Origin of the sequence: Bradyrhizobium guangxiense, from assembly GCF_004114915.1 — a bacterium.
In the GTDB taxonomy this organism is placed as follows: domain Bacteria; phylum Pseudomonadota; class Alphaproteobacteria; order Rhizobiales; family Xanthobacteraceae; genus Bradyrhizobium; species Bradyrhizobium guangxiense.
Window position 1 is genome coordinate 4436443 of record NZ_CP022219.1, and the last position, 26693, is coordinate 4463135.

The following is a 26693-nucleotide window of genomic DNA, read 5'->3' on the forward strand; positions in this document are numbered from 1 at the left end:
ACGCCGGTTTAAGGGACAGGGTTAATGGCCAGTGAACGCCCCTGCCCGCCATCAGACGCAACAAAGAGCGGCGGGGCATGGGGCCCCGCCGCTCGGTTTTGTTTTGATATTTCAGTCGCTTATTAGCGGAGCAGCTGGAGCACGCTCTGCTGCGAGGTGTTGGCCAGCGACAGCGCGGAGACTGCGATCGACTGACGGGTGGACAGCGCCTGGCTGTTGGCCGCCTCGACGTTGGTGTCGGCCAGCGTCAGGTTGGACGAGCCGGTCTGCAGCACGTTGATCAGGTTCTTGTTGAAGTCCTGACGGATCTGCACGACCGAGAGGTTCGAGCCGAGGCTCGAAGCTTCCGAGCGCAGCGTGCTCGAGGCAGCGTTCAGGTTGGTCAGCACGCGGTTGGCAGCGGCGTTGTCGATGAAGTCGACGCCGACGGTCAGTGCGGCGAGGCCCAGACCCTTGGAGTTGTAGGTCACGCCCGTGATGTTCAGGCTCGACTTGCCGGTCTCGTCGAACACCAGCTTGAGCTGGTCGCCGTTCAACAGGTTGACGCCGTTGAACGAGGAGTCCTGCGCCGTCGTGTCGATCTGGTTCAGGATGTTGTTGTACTGAGACACCAGGTTGGCACGGGCGGTCTGGGCGACGCCATCCTGGACGGGAGTGGACGCCGTCGAGAAGGTCAGCGCCGAGGTCAGCGTGCCACCGATCGCACCGCCCGCCGCCGTCGAACCGAGCGTCGAGGACGCATAGTCGTTGGACGCGGTGATGGTCAGCAGGCCGTTGGCGTCGATCGTCGCAGCCAGGTTGTTGGCCTGAAGCTTGGTGTTGAGCTGATCGAGCGTCTTGACCGTACCGTTGGTGCCGTCGCCGAAGGTGACGTCGACCGCCGTGCCGCCATTGAAGGAGGTGAAGGTCAGGGTCTTGCCGGCAATGCCACCAATGCCGGAGGTGCGGGCCGCGGTGAAGGCGGTCGCGGTGCCGGTGTTGCCGGCGAGGCCGAGCGCGTTCAGGGCATTGCCCGTGCCGGTGATCGCGAGGTCGGCATTGACGCCGGTCGAGAGCTTGAGCTGGCCGGAGGTATTCACCGTCGAGTTGGACTGTCCGGTCGCGGTCGAAAGCACCGCCGCACCCGAAGTGATCTTCGCGGTCTGCACGCCGGTGGCGAGGTCGATCGCGTTGAGCAGATCGGTCACCGTCGCGCTCTGGAGATAGACGGTCGAGTTGCCGCTGCCGTCGGTGACGATGTTGCCGTTGACACCACCCGACGTCACGCTGGCTGCCGACTGCGGCGTCTGCGCGTTCTTGAAGGTGATGATGTGACCGTCGACGTTCAGCGTCGAACCGTCCTGAACCAGAGCCCCCAGCGAACCCGCGCTGGTCTGGCGAGCCACGCTCACGCTCGTGTTGCCGCCGCCGCTGGCCGAACTCAGGCCAAGGGCCTTGAGCAGATCGGCCTTGCCGGTCACGCTCAGGTCCGCACCCGTCGAACTCTCCAGAATGACCTTGCCGCCGGCGACGGACGAGATGGTCTGGGCCGTACCAACCGTGGCGCCGCTCTGCGTGATGGTGGCGGCACCAGCGGTGATCGAAGCGCTCTGCACGCCGCTGGCCAGATCGATCGCGGTCAAGAGGTCGTTGACGTTCGCCGTGGCGAGATAGACGGTGGTGTTGCCGTTGCCGTCAGTGACGAGGTTGCCGCTGACGCCCGAACCGGACGGAACCGCCGTCGACGCCGGAGCAGCGCCGCTGCGGAAGGTGATGGTCTTGCCGTTGACCGTCAGCGTGTCGCCGTCGGCAGGCTGGGCGTTGCCGACCAGGCCGGTGGCGCTCGTGCCGCTGGTGGCGATCAGGGTGATGGTTCCGGTCAGGGCCGTGGTGCCGTCGCCAGCCGTTGCCGCGGTGCCGGTGAACACGCCCTGGCTCGCGCCCAGGGTCTTGGCAGCCGTAATCGCGGTCGTGCCGCCGGGAGCGCCGGTGTACAGCACGTTGCTCGACGCGGTCGCACTGGCGAAGGACGTCGTGCCGCGCAGGTCGGCCGCCGTCGCACCGGAGATGGTCGTGGAGACGTTGGACTTGGTGGAATAGCCGACCGTGGTCTGCAGCGCCTGGTTGGCGATCGACTTCGCAGAGTCGATCAGCTTCTGCAGCGAGGTCAGGCCGGTGTTGGCGGCCTGCAGCACCTGCACGCCGTTGGCGATGCTGTCAAGCAGGTTGTTGATGTCGCTGGCGCGGTTGTCGAGCGACTGGGCGGTGAAATAGTTGGTGGGATTGTCCAGGGCCGAGTTGACGCTCTTGCCGGTCGACAGACGGTTCTGTGTGGTGGCGAGAAGATCGGCGGTGGACTGGAGAGAGAGCAGGTTCTGACGAACCGACGCAGAGAGAACAATACCGGACATGACTCTTACCCTTCTGGCTTACGCGTCTTCGTTCGATCGCTTCTGGATCGAGTGACGGGGCCAGCGTGCCGTGACGTGGCTAACAAAGGGTGAAACGCATGGAGCCCGCATAAGCGCCGGTTCACCATAAGCGGGTCGAACGTGCGGGCACGGCTCGCAATCCACCTGAAATCATTGGCAATTCCCGGCGCTTACGCTCCATTAACCATAACCGCTGGTTACTTTTTCGAGCGCTCTCCTGCCCACTCGAAACTTCGGGCAGCAAGCAAAAAGAAAGCGGCGGGGCCGAAGCCCCGCCGCCGGATCTTGCGTGCGATGTCGTCCGCGACTTAGCGGAGCAGCTGCAGCACGCTCTGCTGCGACTGGTTGGCCAGCGACAGCGCGGAGACCGCGATCGACTGACGGGTCGACAGCGCCTGGCTGTTGGCCGCCTCGACGTTGGTGTCGGCCAGGGTCAGGTTGGACGAGCCGGTCTGCAGCACGTTGATCAGGTTCTTGTTGAAGTCCTGACGAACCTGCACGATCGTCAGGTTCGAACCAAGGCTCGAGGCCTCCGAGCGCAGCGTGCTCGAGGCGGCGTTGAGGTTGGTCAGCACCTTGTTGGTCGCGGCGTTGTCGATGAAGTCGACGCCGACGGTCAGTGCGGCGAGGCCCAGACCCTTGGAGTTGTAGGTCACGCCGGTGATGCTGAGGTTCGACTTGCCGGTCTCGTCGAACACCAGCTTGAGCTGGTCGCCGTTCAACAAGTTGACGCCGTTGAACGAGGAGTCCTGCGCCGTCGAGTCGATCTGGTTCAGGATGTTGTTGTACTGAGACACCAGGTTCGAACGCGAGGTCTGGGCGACGGTGTCCTGGACGGGGGTGGAAGCCGTCGAGAAGGTCAGGGCCGTGGTCAGCGTGCCGCCGATCGCACCACCCGCGGCGCTCGATCCGATGGTCGAGGACGCATAGTCGTTGGTGGTCGAGACCGTCAGCAGGCCGTTGGCGTCGATCGTCGCCGTCAGGTTGTTGGCCTGGAGCTTCGAGTTGAGCTGATCGAGCGTCTTGACCGTACCGTTGGTGCCGTCGCCGAAGGTGACGTCGACCGCCGTGCCGCCATTGAAGGAGGTGAAGGTCAAGGTCTTGCCGGTGATGCCACCAATGCCGGAGGTGCGGGCCGCGGTGAAGGCGGTCGCGGTGCCGGTGTTACCGGCGAGGCCGAGCGCGTTCAGGGCATTGCCCGTGCCGGTGATCGCGAGGTCGGCATTGACGCCGGTCGAGAGCTTGAGCTGGCCAGACGTGCTAACCGACGAATTGGTCTGACCGGTCGCGGTCGAAAGCACCGCCGCACCCGAAGTGATCTTCGCGGTCTGCACGCCGGTGGCGAGGTCGATCGCGTTGAGCAGGTCGGTCACCGTCGCGCTCTGGAGATAGACGGTCGAGTTACCGCTGCCGTCGGTGACGATGTTGCCGTTGACACCACCCGAGGTCACGCTGGCTGCCGACTGCGGCGTCTGCGCGTTCTTGAAGGTGATGATGTGGCCGTCGACGTTCAGCGTCGAACCGTCCTGAACCAGAGCCCCCAGCGAACCCGCGCTGGTCTGGCGAGCCACGCTCACGCTCGTGTTGCCGCCGCCGCTGGCCGAACTCAGGCCAAGGGCCTTGAGCAGATCGGCCTTGCCGGTCACGTTCAGGTCCGCACCCGTCGAACTCTCCAGAATGACCTTGCCGCCGGCGACGGACGAGATGGTCTGGGCCGTACCAACCGTGGCGCCGCTCTGCGTGATGGTGGCAGCACCAGCGGTGATCGAAGCGCTCTGCACGCCGCTGGCCAGATCGATCGCCTTCAAGAGGTCGTTGACGTTCGCCGTGGCGAGATAGACGGTGGTGTTGCCGTTGCCGTCAGTGACGAGATTGCCGCTGACGCCCGAACCGGACGGAACCGCGGTCGACGCCGGAGCAGCGCCGCTGCGGAAGGTGATGGTCTTGCCGTTGACCGTCAGCGTGTCGCCGTCGGCAGGCTGGGCGTTGCCGACCAGGCCGGTGGCGCTCGTGCCGCTGGTGGCGATCAGGGTGATGGTTCCGGTCAGGGCCGTGGTGCCGTCGCCAGCCGTTGCCGCGGTGCCGGTGAACACGCCCTGGCTCGCGCCCAGGGTCTTGGCAGCCGTAATCGGGGTCGTGCCGCCGGGAGCGCCGGTGTAGATCACGTCGCTCGACGCGGTCGCACTGGCGAAGGACGTCGTGCCACGCAGGTCGGCCGCCGTCGCACCCGAGATGGTGGCGGAGACGTTGGACTTGGTGGAATAGCCGACCGTGGTCTGCAGCGCCTGGTTGGCGATCGACTTCGCAGAGTCGATCAGCTTCTGCAGCGAGGTGATGCCGGTGTTGGCAGCCTGCAGCACCTGCACGCCGTTGGCGATGCCGTCGAGCAGATTGTTGATGTCGCTGGCGCGATTGTCGAGCGACTGGGCGGTGAAGAAGTTGGTGGGATTGTCCAGGGCCGAGTTGACGCTCTTGCCGGTCGACAGACGGCTCTGTGTGGTGGCGAGAAGATCAGCAGTGGACTGGAGAGAGAGCAGGTTCTGACGAACCGACGCGGAGAGAACGATACCGGACATTGAGTGTTACCCTTCTGGTACGCAACGCAACAAAACTTCGATTAGGATTAATCGATGCCGCGACGGTGAACTTTGTGGGCTAACAAAGCATGAAGCGCGCGGCGCCAGTCCTTACGCGGATTCACCATATGCGCGCTCAGGGCCGGATTGCGCCTGCCCATATCGCCATGATCGGATGATGCTTTTTGGCGCAGCGGCGACGCATTTGCGAGTTGTCAACCATAACTCAGAGTGAGCAATTGGCTGCATCCGGAGGCATCGTCAGCAAGTCGCCGAGCGGCATTTTGATGCCGACGCAAAAAGAAAGCGGCGGGGCCGAAGCCCCGCCGCCGGATCTTGCGTGCGATGTCGTCCGCGACTTAGCGGAGCAGCTGCAGCACGCTCTGCTGCGACTGGTTGGCCAGCGACAGCGCGGAGACCGCGATCGACTGACGGGTCGACAGCGCCTGGCTGTTGGCCGCCTCAGTGTTGGTGTCGGCCAGCGTCAGGTTGGACGAGCCGGTCTGCAGCACGTTGATCAGGCTCTTGTTGAAGTCCTGACGAACCTGCACCACCGAGAGGTTCGAACCGAGGCTCGAAGCTTCCGAGCGCAGCGTGCTCGAGGCGGCGTTGAGGTTGGTCAGCACCTTGTTGGTGGCGGCGTTGTCGATGAAGTCGACACCGCTGGTCAGCGCAGCGAGGCCCAGACCCTTGGAGTTGTAGGTCACGCCGGTGATGCTGAGGTTCGACTTGCCGGTCTCGTCGAACACCAGCTTGAGCTGGTCGCCGTTCAAGAGGTTGACGCCGTTGAACGAGGAGTCCTGCGAGGTGGTGTCGATCTGGTTCAGGATGTTGTTGTACTGGTTGACCAGATTGGCGCGAGCCGTCTGGGCGACGGTGTCCTGGACGGGGGTGGAAGCCGTCGAGAAGGTCAGGGCCGTGGTCAGCGTGCCGCCGATCGCACCACCCGCGGCGCTCGATCCGATGGTCGAGGACGCATAGTCGTTGGTGGTCGAGACCGTCAGCAGGCCGTTGGCGTCGATCGTCGCCGTCAGGTTGTTGGCCTGGAGCTTCGAGTTGAGCTGATCGAGCGTCTTGACCGTGCCGTTGGTGCCGTCGCCGAAGGTGACGTCGACCGCCGTGCCGCCGTTGAAGGAGGTGAAGGTCAAGGTCTTGCCGGTGATGCCACCAATGCCGGAGGTGCGGGCCGCGGTGAAGGCGGTCGCGGTGCCGGTGTTGCCGGCGAGGCCGAGCGCGTTCAGGGCATTGCCCGTGCCGGTGATCGCGAGGTCGGCATTGACGCCGGTCGAGAGCTTGAGCTGGCCAGACGTGCTAACCGACGAATTGGTCTGACCGGTCGCGGTCGAAAGCACCGCCGCACCCGAAGTGATCTTCGCGGTCTGCACGCCGGTGGCGAGGTCGATCGCGTTGAGCAGGTCGGTCACCGTCGCGCTCTGGAGATAGACGGTCGAGTTGCCGCTGCCGTCGGTGACGATGTTGCCGTTGACACCACCCGAGGTCACGCTGGCTGCCGACTGCGGCGTCTGCGCGTTCTTGAAGGTGATGATGTGACCGTCGACGTTCAGCGTCGAACCGTCCTGAACCAGAGCCCCCAGCGAACCCGCGCTGGTCTGGCGGGCCACGCTCACGCTCGTGTTGCCGCCGCCGCTGGCCGAACTCAGGCCAAGGGCCTTGAGCAGATCGGCCTTGCCGGTCACGTTCAGGTCCGCACCCGTCGAACTCTCCAGAATGACCTTGCCGCCGGCGACGGACGAGATGGTCTGGGCCGTACCAACCGTGGCGCCGCTCTGCGTGATGGTGGCAGCACCAGCGGTGATCGAAGCGCTCTGCACGCCGCTGGCCAGATCGATCGCCTTCAAGAGGTCGTTGACGTTCGCCGTGGCAAGATAGACGGTGGTGTTGCCGTTGCCGTCGGTGACGAGGTTGCCGCTGACGCCCGAACCGGACGGAACCGCCGTCGATGCCGGAGCAGCGCCGCTGCGGAAGGTGATGGTCTTGCCGTTGACCGTCAGCGTGTCGCCGTCGGCAGGCTGGGCGTTGCCGACCAGGCCGGTGGCGCTCGTGCCGCTGGTGGCGATCAGGGTGATGGTTCCGGTCAGGGCCGTGGTGCCGTCGCCAGCCGTTGCCGCGGTGCCGGTGAACACGCCCTGGCTCGCGCCCAGGGTCTTGGCAGCCGTAATCGGGGTCGTGCCGCCGGGAGCGCCGGTGTAGATCACGTCGCTCGACGCGGTCGCACTGGCGAAGGACGTCGTGCCACGCAGGTCGGCCGCCGTCGCACCCGAGATGGTGGCGGAGACGTTGGACTTGGTGGAATAGCCGACCGTGGTCTGCAGCGCCTGGTTGGCGATCGACTTCGCAGAGTCGATCAGCTTCTGCAGCGAGGTGATGCCGGTATTGGCAGCCTGCAGCACCTGCACGCCGTTGGCGATGCCATCGAGCAGGTTATTGATGTCGCTAGCGCGATTGTCGAGCGACTGGGCGGTGAAGAAGTTGGTGGGATTGTCCAGGGCCGAGTTGACGCTCTTGCCGGTCGACAGACGGTTCTGCGTGGTGGCGAGGAGGTCGGCGGTGGACTGGAGAGAGAGCAGGTTCTGACGAACCGATGCGGAGAGGACGATACCGGACATGACTCTGTTACCTTTCTGGTAAACGACGCTACTGTTACATGTCTGCTTGGATCGCGATGGACCCAGCGACGGCGGACCGTGCCGCCGAGACCTCTAACGAAACATGAAATGAAACCCGTGCTTTTGCCGCGTCGCGTGTGATTCGGCCGGGGGAGCTGAGCGCGTCGTTGCGCCGCCGCACGAATGAGCCTCTGAAAAGATTGAGCTTTTTAGCGTCAATGGCGCGAATTTACAGCTCGTTAACTAGTTACGAGCGAGAATCGCACCTTGATAGGCCGCAACGAACGCTCGGTTACGAAAGCGTTGATGGAGAACAGGCATGGCCCTCAAGGTCGAGCTCAGACCGCACGAACGTATCATCGTCGGTAACTGCGTGATTACCAACACGGACCAGCGCGCCCGCCTCCTGATCGACGGCGAGAACGTCCCGATCCTGCGCGAGCGCGACATCCTCACGCCGGAGACCGCAGATACGCCCGCCAAGCTCGTCTATCTGGCGGTCCAGCTCATGTACATCTCGCCGGATCCGCAGACCCAGCACGGCACCTATTTCAACCTGGTGCGTGACATCGTCACCGCGGTGCCAAGCGCCTGGCCGATCATCGAGGGCATCAACAACAACATCCTGAACGGAGACCTCTACCGGGCGCTGAAGGATGCCCGCAAGCTGATCGCCTATGAAGAGAAGCTGCGAAGCCAATTCGAAGCCACTCATCCCAAGACGGAAGCGGCCAAGGACGACGTGAGCTCCGCCGCCTGACCGGACGCGTTCGCGTCGCCACGCCGCGCGAACGAACCTTTCCCGCAAACGGCGACGGCCCCGGATCATCTCCGGGGCCGTTGCTGTTTCAGCCATGGACGGATGTTATTGCGCCGCGAGCGGCGGCGCCTCGACCTCGATCACGGCGTCGCCGCAGCGCCGTCCGCCAAACTCCAGCACCGCCGCGACCAGCGCATCGATGTCCGCCTCCTCGGTGCGGTGGTTGACGATTGCGGCACGGATCGCGAGCTGGCCGTTCAGCGTCGTGCTCGACGGCGCCGCACGTCCGGACTCCTGGATGTCGGCAACGATCTCGCGATTGACCGCATCGTCGGCGCGGTAGCGGAAGCAGACGATGTTGAGGTTGACCGGTGCCAGCAATTCCAGCCGCGGCTCGGCCAGCACACGCGCTTCGAGATACTTGGCGAGTGCACTGCTTCGCGCGATCGCCGCACCGAGCCGCTCTGTACCGAACGTCTTCAGGGTGAACCAGGTCTTCAGCGCGCGAAAGCCGCGCGACAGATCGGGGCCGAGATCGCAGGGCCAGATCGCCCCCGCCGCAAGTCCCCGCGCCTCGCGGCGCAGATAGGCCGCGGGCTGCGCAAAGGCCTGCCGATGCTGCTCGCCATCGCGCACCAGCAGGAAGCCGGCATCGTAGGGCACCTGGCCCCATTTGTGGAAATCGAGCGCAATGGAATCGGCGAGCTCGATGCCGTCGAGCAGCGGCGCGAGCTCGGGCGAGAAGATCGCGAGCGCACCGAAAGCGCCGTCGACGTGAAACCAGATTCCCTCCTCGCGGCACAGCTCGGCGACGGCCTTGAGATCGTCGATCGCACCGATGTCGACCGTGCCGGCAGACGCGACAACCAGGAAGGGCTTGAAGCCGACCTCGCGATCGACGGCGATCTGCGCGCGCAGCGCCTCGACATCGATGCGATGATCGGCGTCGATGCCGATCTTGCGCAGCGCATCGGTGCCGAGCCCGGCAATGTCCATCGCCCTGGAGACGCAGCCATGCGCAGCCTGCGACGTATAGGCCGTGAGCAGCGCGCCCTCGTTGCCGATGCCGAGCTGCCGCGCCAGCGTGCCGAGCGCAGCCGTGCGCGCCACCAGCACCGCCATCAGATTGGCCATCGACGTGCCCGTGACGAAGATGCCGCTCGCGCTGTCCGGAAAGGCGAACAGGCGGCGCATCCACGCGACGATCTGGCGTTCGACCTCGATCGGCATGTGGTCCCGTCCGCCGAGATTGGCGTTGAGGCCGGCCGCGAGCATGTCCGCGACCATGCCGACCGCGGTGCCGCCGCCATGCACCCAGCCCATGAAGCCGGGATGGACGTTGCCGGTCGCATACGGCGCAACGTGCTCGGCGAATTCGCGATAGACCTCGGCGAGATCGCTCGCCTCGCGCGGCACGTCGGCCTTGAACGCGGCACGAACCTCATCGGGGATCGGCTGCCAGACGGGCCGCGAACGGACGTTGGCGATGCCGTCGATGGTCTCATCCAGCATGCGATGGGCGAGCGTACGAAATGCGCTCCAGTCCTGCGGGTCGAGCGAGGTGTGCGTGACGGCGCTTTGCGCGTTGCGGATGATCTCGTTCATCTAGCACCCCCCTCGCCTGCTCTTGCATGCCGGGACAACATCGCCGAGAACGCCGCGAAGATCTTGCGCATCTGCGGCGGCTTGTAAGGAAACACGGCCGGCGAATCCATGTTGTGAACGACGGCGGTGTTGTCGGCTTCGAAGACCAGGAGCTCGCCATCCTGGTTCTCGGCGCAATCGACGATGAAATAGTCGAGGCCGACGCGCTTGCTCATCTCGTCGAGCGCGCTTCTGTGGCGCGCGGCGAAAGCGTGATCGAAGTCGCGCATGAAGAGCGCCTCTTCTGCACGCTTCTCCTCGCTGAAGGCCATGTTGGCGTTGAGATACCAGATATCCCAGCGATCGGCGATCGCCATGTGGCAGGCATAGGGCTGGCCGCCGACCATCGCGAGACGATATTTGCGATAGAGCCCGTCGGCGTTCACATAGTCGACGAAACGCGCGACGAAGAAATCCTGTTCGTTCCGCTCGGCAAGATAGGTTGCGAGCGCCGCCGCATCCTCGAGCTTCGCGAGCCCGACGCCGGCATGCGAGCCGCGCGGCCGCGCGATCATCGGAAAGCGCAATTCAGCAGCGACGTCTCGGCAAGCGATATGCCCTCGCGACAGATCCGACAATTGCGCGCGCGTGGCGTGGATGGTCGCGGGAATGTCGAGACCCGGCACGCCGGCCAGCAGCCGATGCAGCTTGTCGCGATCGAGATTGCCGATGCGATCGGGACGATTGAGCAGCGGCCGCGGCCAATGCGGTGCGCTCCTCTCGATCAGGGCGAGCGCTTCACGGCATTCCTCGGAATCGGAGGCGACCACGATGGCGACGTCGTGCTCGGGCAAATTCTCCGGCAGGCCGACGCCCTTGACCACGTAGAGCGTCAACAGCTCGATGTCGGAGCCTTCGAGCAGAAAATCGATCGGCGTGTTGCCGCCCATATCGATGTCCGCCGCAAGCGCGAGCACGCGCAAGCCCGGCTTCGGAGCCGCGCTCGGGGTGCGAAACAATTGATGGAAGGTCAGCACCTCCGACTGGATCGCAAGCCCCTGATTCTTGTCGCCGAGAAGCTGGGTGACCAACGACAGATCCAGCCCTTCCCCCGCCAGCGCCGTCCCTGCGGCTATCCGCGCCACCAGCTGGTCGCGCAACGGATGCAGGTCGACACCTTCGAAGGCCTGGCGCGTCAGCTGCGCAAAGCCGATGCGATCGGCATAGTTCGCCGCGGTCATGCGAAGCGGCTCAGAAACCGGATGCTGCATCTCACACCTCGAACGCGGAGTTTACCGGCACGGCCGCGACTGCGCCACGGTCAAGCAGCAGTTCGATCTTTACCAGGACATGGGCGATGCGATCGAGAGCGTGCTGCAGATTGCGCTGTGCCTTCGCTGCGTCCGGCGACCAGGCCTCGGTCACGAGCCGGGCACCGACACAAAGGCGCAGTACGGCCTGCGATGCCTCGTCCTGCCGCTCCAAACGAACCGGCTGACCGATCAGGCTGCGCTGCGCCGCGCCCTGCCGGTCCGCCGCGCTGCCGCTGACCGCCTCACTCATGTCACGGGCGAGCGCATGATAAAGGGCGTTGGTCTCGGCGGTCGAGACCGGCTTTCCGCCGCGCAGCAGCATGAACGGAAAGATCGTAGTTTGTGCAAATTCCTCGTCATCACCCATGGCCGTCTTGGCCGCGGTTGGGACGGGACGAAGCGACGGCGACAACGCGATCATGCTGTCGATGCCCGCGGCGAGCTCGGCCAGCGCCTTGGCGCGGAAAGCCTCGGGCACGGCGTAGTAACTGCCGATCTCGGCGAGCGCTGCTTCCCAGCGCAGCCATTGACCGAAGTTCGGCCGGCGCTCGAAGCGCGAACGCAGCGCCGTCCAGGCCATCGGCCAATCGCAACGGCCGGCATAGTCGAGGAAGCCCGGCGCGATCCCCTCGATCCGGCCGAGCGACCGCGACAGCCCCTTCGGCACCAGCAGCGCTCCACTGAAGGCAGGCCCACCGAAGAACTTCGAGCCGGTGATCAGCACCATATGGCCACGGTCGAGATAAGAGCGCAGCCGGCGGCGGTCGAGCCGGGCCTGGCAGGCGTCGACGACGATCTGGACCTTGCGCGGCCAGCGCCGCGCGATCTCGTCGAGGCAGGCCGCGCTCGGCGCGCGCCAGCCGAGCTTCGATGCGTCCATGATCTGCAGCAGCACGGGCGCGCCTTGCGCCATCGTGGTCTCGACCGCATGCAGCACCGCGGCATCCGCATCCGCGCGCATTGCAATCGCGGGTCCGGTCTCGAGCAGCGGCAATGCGAGACTGGCGCCGGCGAGCCCCGCAACTGCGCCGTCCTTACGAACCGCGAGGCCGCTTGCCGTCATCGAGCTGAAATGGTGTCCACGGGCGGTATGGATGGTCCCGCTTCCGGTCTGGTCGGCGCCGACCACGATTGTCACCGGCGGCGCCCCGAGCACCGCGCGCGCCAGGAACAGGGCGTGGAGCTGGGAGTCCGTGCCGGAGGGCGAGAACACGATTTCGACGCGCGGCGGCAGCTGGAGATGGCCGCGCAGCTCGTCCCGCATCTCCTCGCAGCGCGCATCGAAGGCGATCTCGACCTCGTCGAACAGGCATTTGTGCATCAGCTCTTCGCGCGCCAACGCGGCACGGTCATAGGCAGCCTGCGAGATCGTCGATGCGGTCGAGGAGGCGAAATTCCAGAGCTCCGGCTCCGGCGAGGCCGCACAGCCATACACATTGACGCGATCCCTGGGGTCGAGCGCCAGCCGTGGATCTCCGCCGGAGACGAGCAGCGTGTCCAGTGGCGTGAAGAGGTCGCGCAGGCGGTACCGCGAACCACTGTCGGATACGCGTTCCGGTTCTGACAGACGGGATGCGCCGGTGCTCATCCCGAAAGGCTCACGCGGCATCGGCCGCCGCCCCTGCAGGCGCCGGTGCGAATTGCGAGGCGATGTCGCCGTGGAACACCGACGGTCCGACGTGATCGAGCGAACTCTGAATGTCGGCCCAGATCTCGCCGCCGATATCGGTCCAGCGCTTGCAGAAGGCGAAGTCCTCGGAAAGGTAAGTGCCGGTCGCCGGATCGATCATGCACTCGAACAACGCAAAGCGATTCTGGCTCGCAGCCAGCGTGTCGTGCGAATGCTCGCGGAAGAACTGCAGGGGCGCATAGTCCGGATGGCGGCACATCGCCTCCAGCACATGGCGCCGGATCATCAGGAAGCCGGTGCCGGCATAGCGCACGCGGGTAAAACCGTTGACGACGACGATGCGATCGGGATCCTCGATCTCGAGCACGTAGTCGAGCGAGGCCGCCGGCACGTCGGTCCGACCTGACTGGATCGCACGCCTTGCCTTGTCCCAGTTGACCCGCTTGATCGGATAGCAGCCGGCGACGACGTCCGCGCCGCATTCGATCAGCCGGAACACCTGCTCCGGCTTGAACCCGATGTCGGCGTCGATGAACAGGAAATGCGTCGCCTTGGGATCGTCAAGGAACATCGCGACCAGATTGGCCCGCGCGCGGGTGATCAGCGCGTCGCCGTCCCGCAGCAGCACCTTGAGCTCGAGATTGGACATGCCGTGCACGGCGCGCTGCAGCGCGAAGATCGAGCTCGCATAGATGCTCGATACCTGCCCGCCGAAGCATGGCGTTGCCACCACCAATTGCATCTTGTCCGACATCGGCAGCTCCGCCCCGCTCCAATCCTCACCAAGAGGTAAAGAGGCATGGTTAACGACGCCTTAACGCGTCCTTACAGGAACTTGACGAGCGAGAGCTGCGCGAGGTTCGAGGTCACCTGGTAGGACGCCTGGAGCGCGTTCTGCAGCGCCAGGATCTCGCTCGCGACCTGGTCGGGCGACGCCGATTCCGCCTGGTCGATGATGGTCTGGAGCTGCGCCTTGGCCTGGGTCTGGCGCGTGGAGGCGTCCTTCATCGTGTTCTGGGCCATCGCGATGTCGGTCTGGATGTCCTCGATACGCTGCTGACCGGGTTGCTGCGTCAGCGCCTGCGTCACCCGCAGGCTCAGCGCGGCGACCTGCCCGCCCGAATACTGCCCGGTCGGCGAGGTCGAGAACGTCCCGAACACCGCGATCGCCTGCAATTGCCGGCGGATCGCGTCCTCGTTGGCTTGGGCGCCATATTGCACCGTGACGTCATCATCGACCCGGGCCATCGCGGTGGAGCGCGCCGAGCCGGGCCCGTCATTGCCCTGGTACCATTTCACCGTGTTGGCCGAGCCGTTGACCAGCGTCGTCGCCGAGCTCGCGGGCGAGGAGCCGACGCGCAGCGGCGGCTGGGTGGCGGTCACAGGCGTCGACGCGAAACCGAGCGAGGCGAGCGCGCCGGTATTGGAGCTGTTGATGTTCAGGCTCGCCGCATCGTCGGTTTTTATCGTGATCGAACCGCCGTGGACCGTCGAGGGCTTCGACGTTCCCGTGATCGCGTCGATCTTGGTCAGCAGGGTCTGGATGCTGTCGGTGACATTGAGCTGGTTGCCGGTCGCACCCGAGGCCACGAAGGTCAGCGTGGTGCCGTTGACGGTGATGGTGTCGCCGGCGACGAAGCCCGGCGAGATCGAGTCCGATGGGCTCGCACCGGACAACGCCGTCGTGCCGGTGACGGGCGCCGCCGGCGCCGCCTGGTTGTTGACGGGCGTGCCGATCGCAGAGCTGGCGGTGTTGAAGAAATTGTCGCCGGCGGTGACGGCGGACGCTGCGACCAGCGAGGTGTTGGCGAGCTTGGTGATCGCCGTGTTCAGCGCCGTGTTGAGGTTCGCCGCGGTATTGTTCGGGTTGACCGGGACGCTCGCATCGATCGCAAAGCTGCCGAGCGGGGTCGGCGTCGCTGAAGAGGCAGTCAGGTCGATCTGCTCGGTGGTCCCGTCCGGCAGGGTGAACTGGACGCTGAGCTTGTCGCCATTGTTCGGGTTGATGCCGTTGAGGTCGACCGAGAACGACACCGGCGAGCCGCTGGGGCCGGTGACGGTTGCGCCCGTCAGCGTCGAGGACACCGCCTTGAGCTTGAGGCCGAACGGCGAGCCCGCGACGTCTTCCGAGACCTGGATAGAGCTTGGCGTCGGCTGGGTCTGCACCAGACGGCCCATACCGTTGGCGCCGAGATCGGCAGCCTGGCGCTCCGCCATCACGGTCTTGAAGCCAGCCTGCGTCGTGGTGCCGTTGATGATGTCGCCGGCATCCGCGACCGGCTGCGTGTTGACGGCGGTTCCGGAGAACAGATAGCGGTTCCCCGTCTGCGTGTTGAGCACGCCGACCATCGAGCCGAACTGAGCGGCGGCAGTGTTCTGCGCGATCGTCTGGCCGTTGACGTTGAGATCCTGCGCGGTGTTGGCCGAGCCCGTCTGCACCGTGCTGCGGATCTTGGTCAGCGACTGCAGCGCGGTGTTAGCGAGGTTGATGCTGACATTGACGTTGGTGATCGTGTCGGTATAGGCGGCGATGTTGGAGATCTGCGCGCGCCCGGCGATCGCAAAGCCCTCGTTGGTTCCCATTCCGGAATAGTTCTGCGACAGTTTGCCGGTCGCGAGCTGCGTCGACAGGTCGGTGAGCTGCTGATTGATGTTGCGGATCTGCGCGCCGAGAACCGACGAGGAGTAGTTGATGCTGCTGATCGACATGTTTCAGAGCCCTGTTACTTGTTACAATTGAGCCTGGATCAACGTGTTCATCATGCTCTGCACCACCGACATCACGTGAGCGTTGGCGGCATAGGCATTCTGCAGCTGGATCAGGTTCGACATCTCCGAGTCCAGATTGACCTTGGAGGTCGAGTCGAACTTGGCCTGCAGCGTCGAGACCACCACGCTCTGGCCCTGCTGGAGCTGGGTGGCCTGGGTCGAAGCATTGGCCTGCACGCTCAGGAACTGCTGCAGATAGTTCGAGACGCTGCCGGTGAAGGGCTGGCTCGCCGAGCCGAGGCCGCTCTGCGGCGAATAGGAGAACACCGCAGAGGTGAGCTGCGAATAGAGGTAGTCCGAACGGGTGGTGTCGCCCGCGGGCGTCACCGGCGAGGTGTTGTACACCGACATTCGGGTCGGGTCGGCGACCAGCTGCGTGTTCACGGCGATGCGTCCGGCAAGGCCGGTCATCTGCGAACCCGAGGCGGTGATCGCGCCGGTGTAGAGCGCCTGCCCGCCGTCGGTGAACAGCGGCAGTTGCGGATTGCCCGAGGTCAGCGACGAGATCGTCTTGCTGATCGAGGCCGAATTGACCTTGGCAAGGCCGCTATTGTCGTCCGTGATCCGCAGGGTCGTGGCGGTCGCCGGCGACGGCGCTGCGGCGAAGGTCAGGTGCGAGCTCGAGAGCGCCGTGTTGAGCGCCGAGGCGATTGCACCCATGCCACCGGAGAAGTTCACGCTGATCTGCATCGGATTGGCGTTGGTCGCGTTCTGCAGCGGCAACGCCGCCGGATCGGTCACGTTGACCAGCGTGACCTGACGCTGCGTATTGGTCGCAATATCGGTGTAGGTGAAGGTGGCGGTGTTGCCCGGCAATGCACCGGCAAGGTCGATGTCGAAGCCGGCCGGCGGGCCGGACACGGCGGTGCCGGCCGTGGTCTTGTCGGACAGGGCGCTCGACATCGTCGCGGCGAGCTGGTCGATCTGGTTCTGCGCCTGCACCAACGTCTGGTCGCGCAGCTTCAGATCGGCCGCGATCTGGCCGGATGACACCACGTTGTTGGCGATGACATCGAGCTGCGAGCCGTTCGGCAGCTTGATGGTCAGCGCGCCGACGCCGGACTTGGACGGGTCGATGTTGTAGAGCGAGGTCGCCGAGAGCGCGCCGGCCGAGGCAAAGGAGAATTGCGAGGCGAGCCCGGCGCCGACCAGCTGGATGCCGGTCGTGGTGTAGATGTTGGCCTCGTTCGAGCCGTCGGTGGTGACGCGGACGTCGACATATTTCGACAGCGTGTTGATGGCCTGGTCGCGCTGGTCCATCAGCGTCGCGGCCGAGGGATCGTTGCCCGACAGGCCCTGGAGCTTGGTGTTGATGGCGGCGATCTGCTGCATCGCCGCGTTGGCGGCCTGTGCCGATGTGCCGAGATCCTGCTCGACGTTGGAACGCAGCGACTGGATGCCCTTGGTGGTGACGTTCAGCTGCGTGGCCAGCGCCTGCGCCGCGCCGAGCGCAACGGTCTGCGCCGACGACGCTCCCGAGCTGGTCGACAGCGCCTGCAGCGCGGTGGTGAACTTGTTCAACGCGTCTTCGAGCGTGCCGCTGTTGCCCGGCGTGCCATAGACATTCTGAAGCTGCTTCAGGATGTTGGCCATCTGGTCGGCATAACCGCTGCCGCCGGTTTCGGTGCGCAGCTGGTTCAGCACGAAGGTGTCGAGCTCCCGGCTGACGCCGGTCGTCATCGCCGTCGAGCCGAAGTCGCCGGTGGTGACCTCGATCTGGTTCGGTGTCTGGACGACGTAACCTGGCGTCTGCGAATTCGCGACGTTCGAGGAGACGATCGAGAGCGCGGCCTGGTTGGCACGCAGGCCGCTCATCGCACTGGCGAGGGCTGAACTCAAACCCATGTTACTTGCCGCCTTTGGTTACGTCACGCGCCGATCAGCGCAACACGTTCAAGAGGTCCTGCACCATCGAATTCGCGGTCGTGATCACCTTGGTGTTGGCCGAGTAGGCCTGCTGCGTCACGATCAGCTTGGTGAATTCGTCGGCGATGTCGGTGTTCGAGCCTTCCAGCGACGAGCCGCTGATGGTGCCCGAGGCGCCGTCGATGGCCTCTCCCGACTGTTCGGTCGCGGCATAGGCGCCGCCGTCCATCGCCTTGAGGTAATTGGTGCCGTTGAAATGCGACAGCTGCACCTGGGCGAGGTTGAGGTTCTGGCCGTTGGAGAAGGTGCCGACCACGACGCCATTGTTGTTGACGGCGACCGAGCGGAGCTGACCGGCGGCATAGCCGTTCTGGGTGATGGTGTTGATGGTCACCGCGCCGCTGGTGCTGGCATATTGCGTCAGCCCGCCCGAGGAGATGTTGAAGGCGACCGAGCCGAGCGACTGGCCGCTGACGGTGACGTTGTTGATGGTGATGCCGGAGCCGCTCGGCGAGGTCAGCGAGCCATCCGCGGCAAAGGTGAAGGTCTGGCCGGTGTTGACCCAGCCGACCGTCGTGCCGGTCGCGTTCGGATCGGTCTGGTAGAACAGGTTCCAGCTGTCGGTATGCCCGGCGCCCAGCGATGCGCTGTCGGTCTTGGCCCAGCGCAATTGCAGGTTCACCGGCGTGCCGGCGGCATTGTAGGCGGTCACCGCGCCGCCGCTGATCGATTCCTTGGTGAAGGTGGCGATGTCGTTGCCGATCACGCCGCCGGTACCGGCGGTGCCGCCACCATCGCGGTTCTTGGTGATGGTCGAGGTGAAGCCGAGCGCGGAGAAGGCAGCGCTGTTGGAGCTGGACACTGAGAGGTTGGAGACGGTGCCGGTGTTCAGGGTGATCACGCCGCCGCTGCTGACCGACGATCCCGAAGCGCCGGAGAGCGCGTCAATCTTGCCGAGCAGCGTCGTGATGTTGTCGGTGACGTTGATCTGGTTGTTGCCCGAAGCGCCCGACGCCATGAAGGTCAGGGTCTGACCGTTGACGGTGATGGTGTCGCCGGCGGAAAAGCCGGACGTGAGCACCTGGGCGCCGCCGGCGGTCGCCGAGCCGCTCAGCACCGTTGCGCCCGAGATCGCCGGCGAAGACAGCACGTTGCCGCCGCGGGTCACGCTGCTGATGCCGAGCGCGGTGGCGGCCGTGCCGCTGCCGACCGCCACGTCGGTGCCGGTGCCGGTCGAGATCTGGATATTGCCGCTGGCAGAAAGCGTGGCGGTGACGCCGGCGCCGCCGGCGGTCTGGATCGCGTTCAGGATGCTGGCCACCGTGGCCGTCGTGCCCGCGCCGAGACCGATCGTGGTGTTGCTGCCAACTGTCGAGACCGTCGTGCCACCGTTGAAGGTGATGGTATTACCGTTGATGGTCAGCGTCTGGCCGCTCAGCGCGGTGAGAATGCTGGAGGCGAGATGGGTACCGACCGTGTTGTCGAGCGATGTGGTGGTGGACGCCACCGCAGACGAATTGTTCTGGAGCGCGACCGTGCCCGTGGCCGTCGTCGACGAGTAGGCCGAGCGGATGTTGCCGGTTGCAGCCGCGCCTGACACCGTCGCGTTGGCATAGGGCGCCGGCGGCGTGCCGACCGGCAGCGGGTTGGCCGAGAAATCGGACGGGTTCAGACCGCCCGCCGCCAGCAGCGTGCCGGTCGACGCGGTCGTCTTTGCCACCGTGTTCGGCTGGGTCGGCAGGTTCGCGGCGTATTGGATCGAGGTGGTCGCCTGCGCCGGAATGAAGTTGTTCTGGAATTGCAGGACGCTCGCCACGCTACCAGTCGGGTTGCCGGTCTTCGGGTCGACCGTGACGCCCATCAGGTAATAGCCGGCGCCGTTGACCAGATTGCCGTTGGCGTTGAGCTGGAAGTCGCCGCGCCTCGTGTAGTAGGTCACTCCGGTGAAGACAGGCACGTTGTCGACGACGCCGCTCGCCTTCTGGATCGAGAAGAAGCCGTCGCCGGTGATCGCCATGTTGGTGGCGACGGTGGAGCCCGAGATCGTGCCCTGCGTGGTGATGGTGGCCTTCGCATTGGCCGTCACGCCGCCCGCGACCTGCTTGCTGGGAACCGAGGAGTCGGGAATGAGATCGACGAAGCTGGTGCCGATGCCCTTGTAACCGGTGGTGGATGAGTTCGCGATGTTGCCGGAAATGTTCTGCAGCGCGTAGGACTGCGCCTGCAGGCCACCCACCGAGGTGTTCATTGCATCGAAGATACCCATAACTTTGTCTCCAAATCCGATCTCGGCGGCCGGTCGACCATGGCCGCAGTCGAAGGAGACTGTCGCAAGGGCTATGCCAGTGCAGGTATTTTCATGAAATCAATGACTTAATGAAAAAGCCCCGGCCTGATGACCGGGGCACAATTGCCGGGATCGGCAACAATTGCCGGGCCTTCCTTACGTCGCCGACGCCGCCGCGGGATGGAAAACCAGCCCGAAACCGTCGATGCAATAGCGCAATCCGGTGGGCTTCGGACCATCGTCGAATACGTGGCCGAGATGGCCGCCGCAGCGGCGGCAATGCACCTCGGTGCGGAGCATGCCGTAGGTCCGGTCCTCGGTCTTGCCGACATTGCCTTCGATCGGCGCATAGAAGCTCGGCCAGCCGGTGCCGCTCTCGAATTTGGTCTCGGACGCAAACAGCGGCAGGGCGCAGCCGGCGCAGGCGAAGATGCCCTTGCGATGCTCCTTCAGCAGCGGGCTGGAGCCAGGCCGCTCGGTGCCGTGGTTGCGCAGGATTTCATATTGCTGCGGCGTGAGCTGGGCGCGCCATTCAGCCTCCGTCTTCGTGATCTCGAACTTTTCCGCGGCCTTCTCGCCAGCCTCGGCAGGCGTTGCTCTCAGCCAGCGGAAGGCGGAAAGGCCGAACAGGCCGGCAACAGTCGTTAGCAGGATGCGGCGGTCAAACATCTCATTCTCCGTGCGCGGACAGTCCACGCCCTGAGATACGGGCTTTAACGGCCGACGTTACACGTCCGGGCGGAATTTCGCTCAACTTATTGAGAGGCGGCGCCGTCGTGCGAGGCCGGTTCCACGGCTCCGGCCGCTTGTTTCGGCGGCGGGGCCGGCCGCGGCCGCACCCCGGACGGCGGACGGCGCGGGCCGGTGCCGGCGGCCCGGTTGGCTTCGGCGAGCCGCGCCTCGCGCTCCCTGTCTTTGACCCTGGCACGTTCGCGGTAGCGGGCGAGCGAGCCTGCGGCGGCGGAACTCGCCCTGCCCCAGATCCCGACCAATTGGCCTGCGACCCGTCCGGTCGCGCCGCCGGCCCAGACCAGCTCGAACGGCGAGAACAGCTTCCAGCGGTCATCGCCCCACAGGATGCTGCGCGCGATCATCTGCCCGGCCATGGCCGAGGTGTTCATGCCCTGACGGCCGAACCCGCTCACCACCCACAGGCCTTTGCGCAACTGGCCGATCTGCGGCATGCCGTGCACGGTCTGGCCGGTGGCGCCGCCAAAGGTTTCGCTGACCTCGACATTGCCGAGCGCCGGAAAGATCGTGCGGATCCGCCGCCTGACGGCGCCCGCAAAGCGCTGGGGGCGCGCGGCCCAGGTGGTCTCGGGGCTCTCCCACATCAGCCGGTCGCCGTCGACGACGCGGAAATGGTCGATCCCGTCGGAGTCCATCACCGATCCCTTGAAGGCGACGATCTCGTGCACGCCTTCGCCGAGCGGCGCGGTGATGCCGGCATAGCGCCAGACCGGCAGCAGCGTCTCCGACAACCGCCGCAACGGCGCGCCGAGATGGATGTTGCCCGCGAGCACGATGTGGGTTGCGCGCAGCCGCGCCGAGGGCGTGACGATGCGCTTGCGGATGCCGGAATGATCGATGCTGACGACCGGCGTATCCTCGAAGATGCGAGCGCCGGCCCGCCGCGCCAGCGCCGCCAGGCCGTGCACATATCTGCGCCCATCGACCTGGAACGCCTTGGGATAGTACACGCCGTGGAAGTAGCGATCGGTCTTGAGCAGCTCGCGGACGCGATCGACCTGCCAACCTTCGACCTCGGTGTCGAAATCCTCGTTCAGCATCTGCAAGCGGCTGATCAGCCGGTCGCCGGCATCGACGTTGGAGACCTCCAGCACGCCGTCGGTCGGGCCTATTCCCGGCATGTTCTCTTCCGTGGCGTTGGCCCGGACGAACTCTGCGCCCTCCTTCGACAGCGTCCACAATTCACGCGCGTCCTCGAAGCCGATGCGCTCGATCAGCTCGTTAAGCGGCAGCGCAAATCCCGGCATCACCGTGCCGAGTTGGTTGCCGGACGCATCCCAGCCGATCTGACGGCCCTCCAACACCGCGACGCTAGCCCCGAGCCGGGACGCCTCGAGCGCGACGGTGAGCCCGGCAAGCCCCGCACCGATGACGCAGATGTCGGCGTCAAGGTCGAAGGACAGCCGCTCACGGTCGCGACAGCCGGCTTCTTCCTCGGACACGCTTGTGAAAGTCTCGCTCATGCAGTTTGTTTAGAGCATGATCCGGAAAAGTGCGCAGCGATTTTCCGATAAGATCATGCTCAAATAACAACTTGATACCAACCGGGCGCTTGTCACCTTGTCCCCAACCGGCGCCTGTAGATTATTCTGGACGTGGAACGATTCGAGAATGACATGCGCCGTTTGATGCTGCTGCGTCACGCCAAGACAGAGACTGACGCGCCGAGCGGCCGTGACCAGGATCGCCGCCTCGACGAGCGCGGCCACAAGGATGCCGCGCGGATGGGGGATTGGATCGCTTCCCATCCTCCCTTCCCCGATACCGTGCTGGTGTCGCACGCCGTGCGCGCCCGGCAGACCTGGGACATCGCCTGGGAGGCGATGAAGGACCGCGTCCCGACGCCGCAGGTCGAGATCCTGCCGGAACTCTATGGCGCCGATCCCGCGCAGATCCTGGATGCCATTCGCACTGCAACAGCCCCGGCCGACCCGCAGCAGTTGCTGCTGATCGCCCACAATCCCGGCATGCACGAGGCCGCGCTGATGCTGATGGGCAGCGGCGATCCCGATGGCGCCAAGGCGCTCGCCGACAATCTGCCCACCGCGGGGCTTGCGATCTTCGACTTTGACGTCAAGGATTGGGGTGACGTGGCCTACCGCCGCGGCAAGCTGGTGCTGTTCACAAGCCCCAAGCTACTTCGATAAGCTGCTTCGATCGGGATGAGATGGGCGGGCGCCGTCTCGACCGGTCGATCCAGCGCGATCAAGGGGGCTGAAGATTTGGAGGCGCAGATGTTCAAGTCCATCCTCGTGCCCATCGACCTCGCCGACACCGATCTCGCCAAGCCGGCGATCGCGACCGCGGCAACGCTGTCGCAGACCTGGAGCGGCACGGTGCGCCTGCTCAACGTGCTGCCGATGACGCCGGTGATGCTGGCCGAATATGTGCCCGCCGATTTCGACGAGCAGCAGCGCCAGACCTCGGAAGAAGCCCTCGCCATCGTCGCGCGCGAATCCGGCATCGAGCCCGGCCGCATCTCCAGCGTGGTGCGTCAGGGCGGCATCTACCACGAGATCCTGGAGGAAGCCGTGCACATGAAGGCCGATTTGATCGTGATGACCTCGCACCGGCCGGCGATGCGCACCTATTTCCTCGGCTCCAACGCCGGGCATGTCGTGCGCTACGCCAAGTGCTCGGTGCTGGTGGTGAGGCATTGAAGGTTCGTCATAGCCCGGTTTCGTGGGTCGGTCAGCCGCGCGGACTGCGCGAAGCGCTTGCGGCGAAGCAATCCAGAGTCTTTCCGCAGATACATTTCTGGGCTGCTTGGCTACGCTCGCAATGACGATGTGGAAACAGTGGTGCGCCACACCCCTCGCGCTCGTGCCCCGGACGCAGCGCCCCCGGCGATGCAAAGCATCGTCTGGTGCGGTGCGCTGCAGAGCCGGGGCCCATGCTTCAGCGAACCTTGTGGTCCGCTGGGTCCCGGCTCTGCGCAGCAACGCTCACCCGTTGCAGCGCGTCCGGGACACGCGAGTCTCACAGATACCGCGCCAGCTCGGTCTTGACCTCGCCGTACACCGCATCCTCGATCTGGCTGCGGCTGATGCCGATGTCGCGCAGGGCGCGGTCGTCGAGCTCGTTCAGGGTCTTGACGGCGGAGCGGCGCTCGAGACGGTCGAACAGGACGTGGACAGCGTGGGCGAGCGTGCTGAAAAATCCGCTCATCGAGGATGGGCGTAAACTCCGCCCGGCAGTTTGCGAAATCGAGGTCATTGTTCTTCTCCGGCCTGTCATTCCGCGCGGCGAAGCCAATGCCGTTGGCGCGGACGCACTCGGCGCCTGCACCTCATTTGCCGTCGGATTGCTCTCGCTTACCTCGGCTCAATCGCGGACCTTGATGGAACTTAAATGCTCCAGTACATTGCTCGGAGCAAGTAAAACATTGCTCTCGGTGCAATAATGTCCAAGTTCGAGTACGTGAAGCTTGCCGATGCCATTGCCTCGGATATCTCTAACGGCACGTTAAGGCCCGGCGACCGGCTGCCGCCGCAGCGCAATTTTGCCTATGACCGTGGCATCGCGGTCTCGACCGCGAGCAGGGTTTATACGGAGCTGCTCCGCCGTGGGCTCGTCGTCGGCGAGGTCGGCCGCGGCACCTTCATCTCCGGCGCCATCAAGCGCGAGGTCGAGACGCTGAGCGAGCCGGCCGAGGCGCGCATCAATTTCGAGGTCAATTACCCGCTGCTGCCGCAGCAATGGGCCATGATCGCAAAGAGCCTTGCGGGACTGGAGCGCGTCGATGCGCTCGAATCGGCGCTGCGCGTCTCGACCAGCACCGGCACCAAGAGCGCGCGCAATGCTGCCGCCGCCTATCTCGCGCGCAAGGATTTCGCGCCGCAGCCCGAGCAGATCGTCTTCACGGCCAATGGCAAGCAATCGCTTGCGGCGGCGCTCGCCGCGCTCGTTCCCACCGGCGGCCGCTGCGGCGTCGAGGCGCTGACCTACCCTTACGTCAAGAGCATCGCGGCGCGGCTCGGCATCACGCTGGTCCCGCTTCCGATGGACGAATTCGGCGCGCGTCCCGACGCGATCCAGAAGGCGCATCGCGAGGCGCATCTGTCGGCAATCTATCTCCAGCCGATCATCCAGAACCCGCTCGGCGTCACCATGAACGCGACGCGGCGTGCCGACATCATGCGTGTCGCCGAAAAGCTCGACCTCACCATCATCGAGGATGCCGTCTACGGCTTTCTCGCCGACGATACGCCGCTCGCCGCGCTCGGACCGGATCGCTGCATCGTGCTCGACAGCCTGTCCAAGAAAGTCGCGCCGGGGCTTGCGCTCGGCATCCTCGTGGCGCCGCCGCATTTGCGCGAAAGCGTGATGAGCGCGGTGCGCACCGGCGGCTGGATCGCCTCCGGCCATGCGCTGGCGGCCGGGCAGCGGCTGATGGCCGACGGCACTGTCGCCGAGCTCACACGTCTGAAGCGCATCGACGCGGCACGGCGCCAGCAGACCACCACACGGCTGCTCGCCGGCTACCAGCTCGCCGCCGACCCGCGCTCCTATCATCTGTGGCTGACGCTGCCGTCGCACTGGCGTTCGCAGACTTTCGTCGCCGCTGCAGCCCGGCGCGGCATCGCGCTGACGCCGTCCTCCACCTTCGCGATCGCGCACGGCCATGCACCGAACGCGGTGCGCCTCGCCCTCGCCCCGCCTACCTTCGAGCAGCTCGATTCCGGCCTGCGCACGCTGGTGTCGCTGCTCGGCACCAAGGAAGAGGATTTCGACTCGACGGAGTAGCCCTCAGGCCTCAGGCCAGTCCGCGATGAAGCCTTTCGCCTTGTACGGCTCGATCTTGTCCCATTCATGCAGCATGCGGCGGCTAAATTCGGCATCGGTGTGCCACAGCGCGCGCGGCGTCGCGAAGCCGTCGACGGTGAGCAGCATCTTGTCGACCTCCGGCCAATGCCGGTGCAGCGTCATGGGATAGCGCCGCGCGGTCCAGGTGTTGCCGAGACAGATCACGCTGCGAATGTTGGCAAGGCCGAGTGCCGCATCGATGATCGGCAGCGAGAAGATCACGTTCTCACCGGTGTTCATGGCGCGATGCTCTTCGAGGACAAGTTCCGCTGGAATGCCCGCTGCGATCATCGCCGCCTTGATGACAGTGCACTCGGATTGCTCCGAGCCCGGCGTCACGCCGCCACTGACAATCGACCACCGGAAATAGCCCTCGCGCCACAGCCGCGCGGCAGTGTCGGCCCGCAGTGCAACGTCCTCGCGCGTGCCGAACATGAACAGCAAATCGGCCGGCGCGAGCGGCGTGTCGATCAGATGCGTGCGGTTGATCTCGGCGATCTCGTCAGCGGTGGGCCGACGTCTGCTGCGATCCATGACTGGGATCCATGACTGGCATGGCCGCAAGATGCGGCCCCGGCGCCGGTGCGCGAAGTCACGTTTGATTGCGGCCGATTGCAGCCGGGGCAGCAAGGCCGTCAGGGTAACAGCGCCGTCAGGGTAACAGAGCCATCAGGAGCCATCAGGGTAACAGAGCCCTGGGCACGCGGTCGAAGCTGTAACTGTGCGGCCGGTTGCGCCGCACGAAGCCGCCGACCTGCCAGGCGAACAGCGCGGCGAAGCCGAGGATGAACAGCCCGCCGGCGAACTCGCCGATCACGAGCGCGCGGATCAACAGACCCGCCATCGCGACCGTCAGCGCCGCAAGCAATGCCAGCGTAGCCCCATAAACGGTGCGGCTGAGGCCGGTGGTCAGCACCGCGCGGCTGCCGGCCTTCGCCATCCGCGCATGCAATTCGACGATGAAGGACCGAAAGCCATTGTCCTGCGGCGCCATCAGCGCCGCGGTCTGCCAGCTCGTCGACAGGATCGCGATGCGGCGGCCACTGCTGTGACTGACATCGGCGCGAAAGCGGTGCTGCTGCATCGACACCGGGCGGAACGACAGCCGGATCGCGCTGATCTCGTCATAAGGCCACAGGCCGGACCGGCCGCCGACCTGCCAGGACAGCCCCTCCTCCGTCAGTTCGAAGCGATGCGCCGCGCCGATCAGCGACGCCTTGTAGGCATAGCTCGTGACTGACGCGGCCGCGGCTTCCGAACCCTGCATCCCGACAATCGATCCCGTCCGCGCCATCCTCCTGCGATCCGCTTGCG

Annotated in this window: 19 protein-coding genes; 4 read left to right on the plus strand and 15 right to left on the minus strand. The window is 65.3% G+C overall.

Going from position 1 to position 26693, the window contains the following annotated elements; translation table 11 throughout:
- Window positions 1-122: 122 nt before the first annotated feature.
- From X268_RS21350 to X268_RS21360, 3 genes are all read right to left on the minus strand, one after another.
- The gene (locus tag X268_RS21350; protein WP_128926737.1) at window positions 123-2390 is read right to left on the minus strand and encodes a DUF1522 domain-containing protein; all 2268 of its coding nucleotides are present in this window, start codon (window positions 2388-2390) and stop codon (window positions 123-125) included.
- Window positions 2391-2719: 329 nt separating this feature from the next.
- Window positions 2720-4987: a DUF1522 domain-containing protein gene (locus X268_RS21355; RefSeq protein WP_128926738.1), complete on the minus strand. Its 2268-nt coding sequence runs from the start codon at window positions 4985-4987 to the stop codon at window positions 2720-2722.
- A gap of 359 nt (window positions 4988-5346) precedes the next feature.
- On the minus strand, window positions 5347-7614 hold the full coding sequence (locus X268_RS21360; RefSeq protein WP_128926739.1) for a DUF1522 domain-containing protein: 2268 nt from the start codon (window positions 7612-7614) through the stop codon (window positions 5347-5349).
- A 319-nt stretch (window positions 7615-7933) separates the two neighbouring features.
- Between X268_RS21360 and flbT the strand changes: the two genes are divergently transcribed.
- Complete coding sequence (flbT, locus tag X268_RS21365; RefSeq protein WP_128926740.1) at window positions 7934-8374, plus strand: flagellar biosynthesis repressor FlbT; 441 nt, start codon at window positions 7934-7936, stop codon at window positions 8372-8374.
- 105 nt (window positions 8375-8479) lie between these two features.
- Here flbT and X268_RS21370 read toward each other — a convergent pair whose 3' ends face one another.
- From X268_RS21370 to X268_RS21410, 9 genes are all read right to left on the minus strand, one after another.
- Entirely contained in the window at window positions 8480-9979 is a 1500-nt protein-coding gene (locus X268_RS21370; RefSeq protein WP_128926741.1) for a pyridoxal phosphate-dependent decarboxylase family protein, read from the minus strand.
- Window positions 9976-11229, minus strand: a complete 1254-nt coding sequence (locus tag X268_RS21375; protein ID WP_128926742.1) for an ATP-grasp domain-containing protein — start codon at window positions 11227-11229, stop codon at window positions 9976-9978. Before X268_RS21375 ends, X268_RS21370 begins: the two co-directional genes overlap by 4 nt.
- Before the next feature lies 1 nt (window position 11230).
- Complete coding sequence (locus X268_RS21380) at window positions 11231-12880, minus strand: hypothetical protein (protein WP_164937847.1); 1650 nt, start codon at window positions 12878-12880, stop codon at window positions 11231-11233.
- Window positions 12870-13655, minus strand: coding sequence for a methylenetetrahydrofolate reductase (locus tag X268_RS21385; RefSeq protein ID WP_128926744.1), 786 nt, complete (start codon window positions 13653-13655; stop codon window positions 12870-12872). The genes X268_RS21380 and X268_RS21385 overlap by 11 nt, the downstream gene beginning before the upstream one ends.
- Window positions 13656-13726: 71 nt before the next feature.
- Window positions 13727-15610 (minus strand): flagellar protein, encoded by a 1884-nt coding sequence (locus X268_RS21390; RefSeq protein WP_128926745.1) that lies wholly within the window; start codon window positions 15608-15610, stop codon window positions 13727-13729.
- 21 nt (window positions 15611-15631) lie between these two features.
- Window positions 15632-17515: a flagellar hook-associated protein FlgK gene (gene flgK / locus X268_RS21395; RefSeq protein WP_128926746.1), complete on the minus strand. Its 1884-nt coding sequence runs from the start codon at window positions 17513-17515 to the stop codon at window positions 15632-15634.
- Between the two features lie 34 nt (window positions 17516-17549).
- The gene (locus tag X268_RS21400) at window positions 17550-19802 is read right to left on the minus strand and encodes a flagellar hook-basal body complex protein (protein ID WP_128926747.1); all 2253 of its coding nucleotides are present in this window, start codon (window positions 19800-19802) and stop codon (window positions 17550-17552) included.
- A gap of 177 nt (window positions 19803-19979) precedes the next feature.
- Window positions 19980-20492 (minus strand): peptide-methionine (R)-S-oxide reductase MsrB, encoded by a 513-nt coding sequence (gene msrB / locus X268_RS21405; protein WP_164937848.1) that lies wholly within the window; start codon window positions 20490-20492, stop codon window positions 19980-19982.
- 86 nt (window positions 20493-20578) lie between these two features.
- Complete coding sequence (locus X268_RS21410) at window positions 20579-22036, minus strand: NAD(P)/FAD-dependent oxidoreductase (protein ID WP_128926749.1); 1458 nt, start codon at window positions 22034-22036, stop codon at window positions 20579-20581.
- Between the two features lie 153 nt (window positions 22037-22189).
- Between X268_RS21410 and X268_RS21415 the strand changes: the two genes are divergently transcribed.
- Both X268_RS21415 and X268_RS21420 read left to right on the plus strand, forming a co-directional pair.
- On the plus strand, window positions 22190-22720 hold the full coding sequence (locus X268_RS21415) for a SixA phosphatase family protein (RefSeq protein WP_164937849.1): 531 nt from the start codon (window positions 22190-22192) through the stop codon (window positions 22718-22720).
- An 87-nt stretch (window positions 22721-22807) separates the two neighbouring features.
- Complete coding sequence (locus tag X268_RS21420) at window positions 22808-23233, plus strand: universal stress protein (RefSeq protein ID WP_128926751.1); 426 nt, start codon at window positions 22808-22810, stop codon at window positions 23231-23233.
- A 319-nt stretch (window positions 23234-23552) separates the two neighbouring features.
- Here X268_RS21420 and X268_RS21425 read toward each other — a convergent pair whose 3' ends face one another.
- Window positions 23553-23741, minus strand: coding sequence for a DUF1127 domain-containing protein (locus tag X268_RS21425; protein WP_245477590.1), 189 nt, complete (start codon window positions 23739-23741; stop codon window positions 23553-23555).
- A 234-nt stretch (window positions 23742-23975) separates the two neighbouring features.
- On the opposite strand from X268_RS21425, the gene X268_RS21430 reads away from it, so the two are divergent.
- Window positions 23976-25319 carry an aminotransferase-like domain-containing protein gene (locus tag X268_RS21430; RefSeq protein ID WP_128926753.1) on the plus strand — a complete coding sequence of 448 codons (1344 nt, stop codon included), beginning with the start codon at window positions 23976-23978 and terminating at the stop codon, window positions 25317-25319.
- Window positions 25320-25322: 3 nt separating this feature from the next.
- On the opposite strand, the gene X268_RS21435 is transcribed toward X268_RS21430, so the two are convergent.
- Together X268_RS21435 and X268_RS21440 are read right to left on the minus strand one after the other, a co-directional pair.
- Entirely contained in the window at window positions 25323-25913 is a 591-nt protein-coding gene (locus X268_RS21435; protein ID WP_128926754.1) for a YdcF family protein, read from the minus strand.
- A gap of 145 nt (window positions 25914-26058) precedes the next feature.
- Window positions 26059-26646, minus strand: a complete 588-nt coding sequence (locus tag X268_RS21440) for a hypothetical protein (protein ID WP_128926755.1) — start codon at window positions 26644-26646, stop codon at window positions 26059-26061.
- Window positions 26647-26693: the final 47 nt, after the last annotated feature.

What these genes read in the sequence shown, in the direction of transcription:
- X268_RS21415 (WP_164937849.1), top strand. Translation starts at nt 22,190, where the DNA reads ATGCGCCGTTTGATGCTGCTGCGTCACGCCAAGACAGAGACTGACGCG.
- X268_RS21385 (WP_128926744.1), bottom strand. Translation starts at nt 13,655, where the DNA reads ATGTCGGACAAGATGCAATTGGTGGTGGCAACGCCATGCTTCGGCGGG.
- X268_RS21420 (WP_128926751.1), top strand. Translation starts at nt 22,808, where the DNA reads ATGTTCAAGTCCATCCTCGTGCCCATCGACCTCGCCGACACCGATCTC.
- X268_RS21430 (WP_128926753.1), top strand. Translation starts at nt 23,976, where the DNA reads ATGTCCAAGTTCGAGTACGTGAAGCTTGCCGATGCCATTGCCTCGGAT.
- X268_RS21370 (WP_128926741.1), bottom strand. Translation starts at nt 9,979, where the DNA reads ATGAACGAGATCATCCGCAACGCGCAAAGCGCCGTCACGCACACCTCG.
- X268_RS21390 (WP_128926745.1), bottom strand. Translation starts at nt 15,610, where the DNA reads ATGTCGATCAGCAGCATCAACTACTCCTCGTCGGTTCTCGGCGCGCAG.
- msrB (WP_164937848.1), bottom strand. Translation starts at nt 20,492, where the DNA reads ATGTTTGACCGCCGCATCCTGCTAACGACTGTTGCCGGCCTGTTCGGC.
- X268_RS21425 (WP_245477590.1), bottom strand. Translation starts at nt 23,741, where the DNA reads ATGAGCGGATTTTTCAGCACGCTCGCCCACGCTGTCCACGTCCTGTTC.
- X268_RS21440 (WP_128926755.1), bottom strand. Translation starts at nt 26,646, where the DNA reads ATGCAGGGTTCGGAAGCCGCGGCCGCGTCAGTCACGAGCTATGCCTAC.
- X268_RS21360 (WP_128926739.1), bottom strand. Translation starts at nt 7,614, where the DNA reads ATGTCCGGTATCGTCCTCTCCGCATCGGTTCGTCAGAACCTGCTCTCT.
- X268_RS21380 (WP_164937847.1), bottom strand. Translation starts at nt 12,880, where the DNA reads ATGCCGCGTGAGCCTTTCGGGATGAGCACCGGCGCATCCCGTCTGTCA.
- X268_RS21435 (WP_128926754.1), bottom strand. Translation starts at nt 25,913, where the DNA reads ATGGATCGCAGCAGACGTCGGCCCACCGCTGACGAGATCGCCGAGATC.
- X268_RS21375 (WP_128926742.1), bottom strand. Translation starts at nt 11,229, where the DNA reads ATGCAGCATCCGGTTTCTGAGCCGCTTCGCATGACCGCGGCGAACTAT.
- X268_RS21350 (WP_128926737.1), bottom strand. Translation starts at nt 2,390, where the DNA reads ATGTCCGGTATTGTTCTCTCTGCGTCGGTTCGTCAGAACCTGCTCTCT.
- X268_RS21410 (WP_128926749.1), bottom strand. Translation starts at nt 22,036, where the DNA reads ATGAGCGAGACTTTCACAAGCGTGTCCGAGGAAGAAGCCGGCTGTCGC.
- flbT (WP_128926740.1), top strand. Translation starts at nt 7,934, where the DNA reads ATGGCCCTCAAGGTCGAGCTCAGACCGCACGAACGTATCATCGTCGGT.
- X268_RS21400 (WP_128926747.1), bottom strand. Translation starts at nt 19,802, where the DNA reads ATGGGTATCTTCGATGCAATGAACACCTCGGTGGGTGGCCTGCAGGCG.
- flgK (WP_128926746.1), bottom strand. Translation starts at nt 17,515, where the DNA reads ATGGGTTTGAGTTCAGCCCTCGCCAGTGCGATGAGCGGCCTGCGTGCC.
- X268_RS21355 (WP_128926738.1), bottom strand. Translation starts at nt 4,987, where the DNA reads ATGTCCGGTATCGTTCTCTCCGCGTCGGTTCGTCAGAACCTGCTCTCT.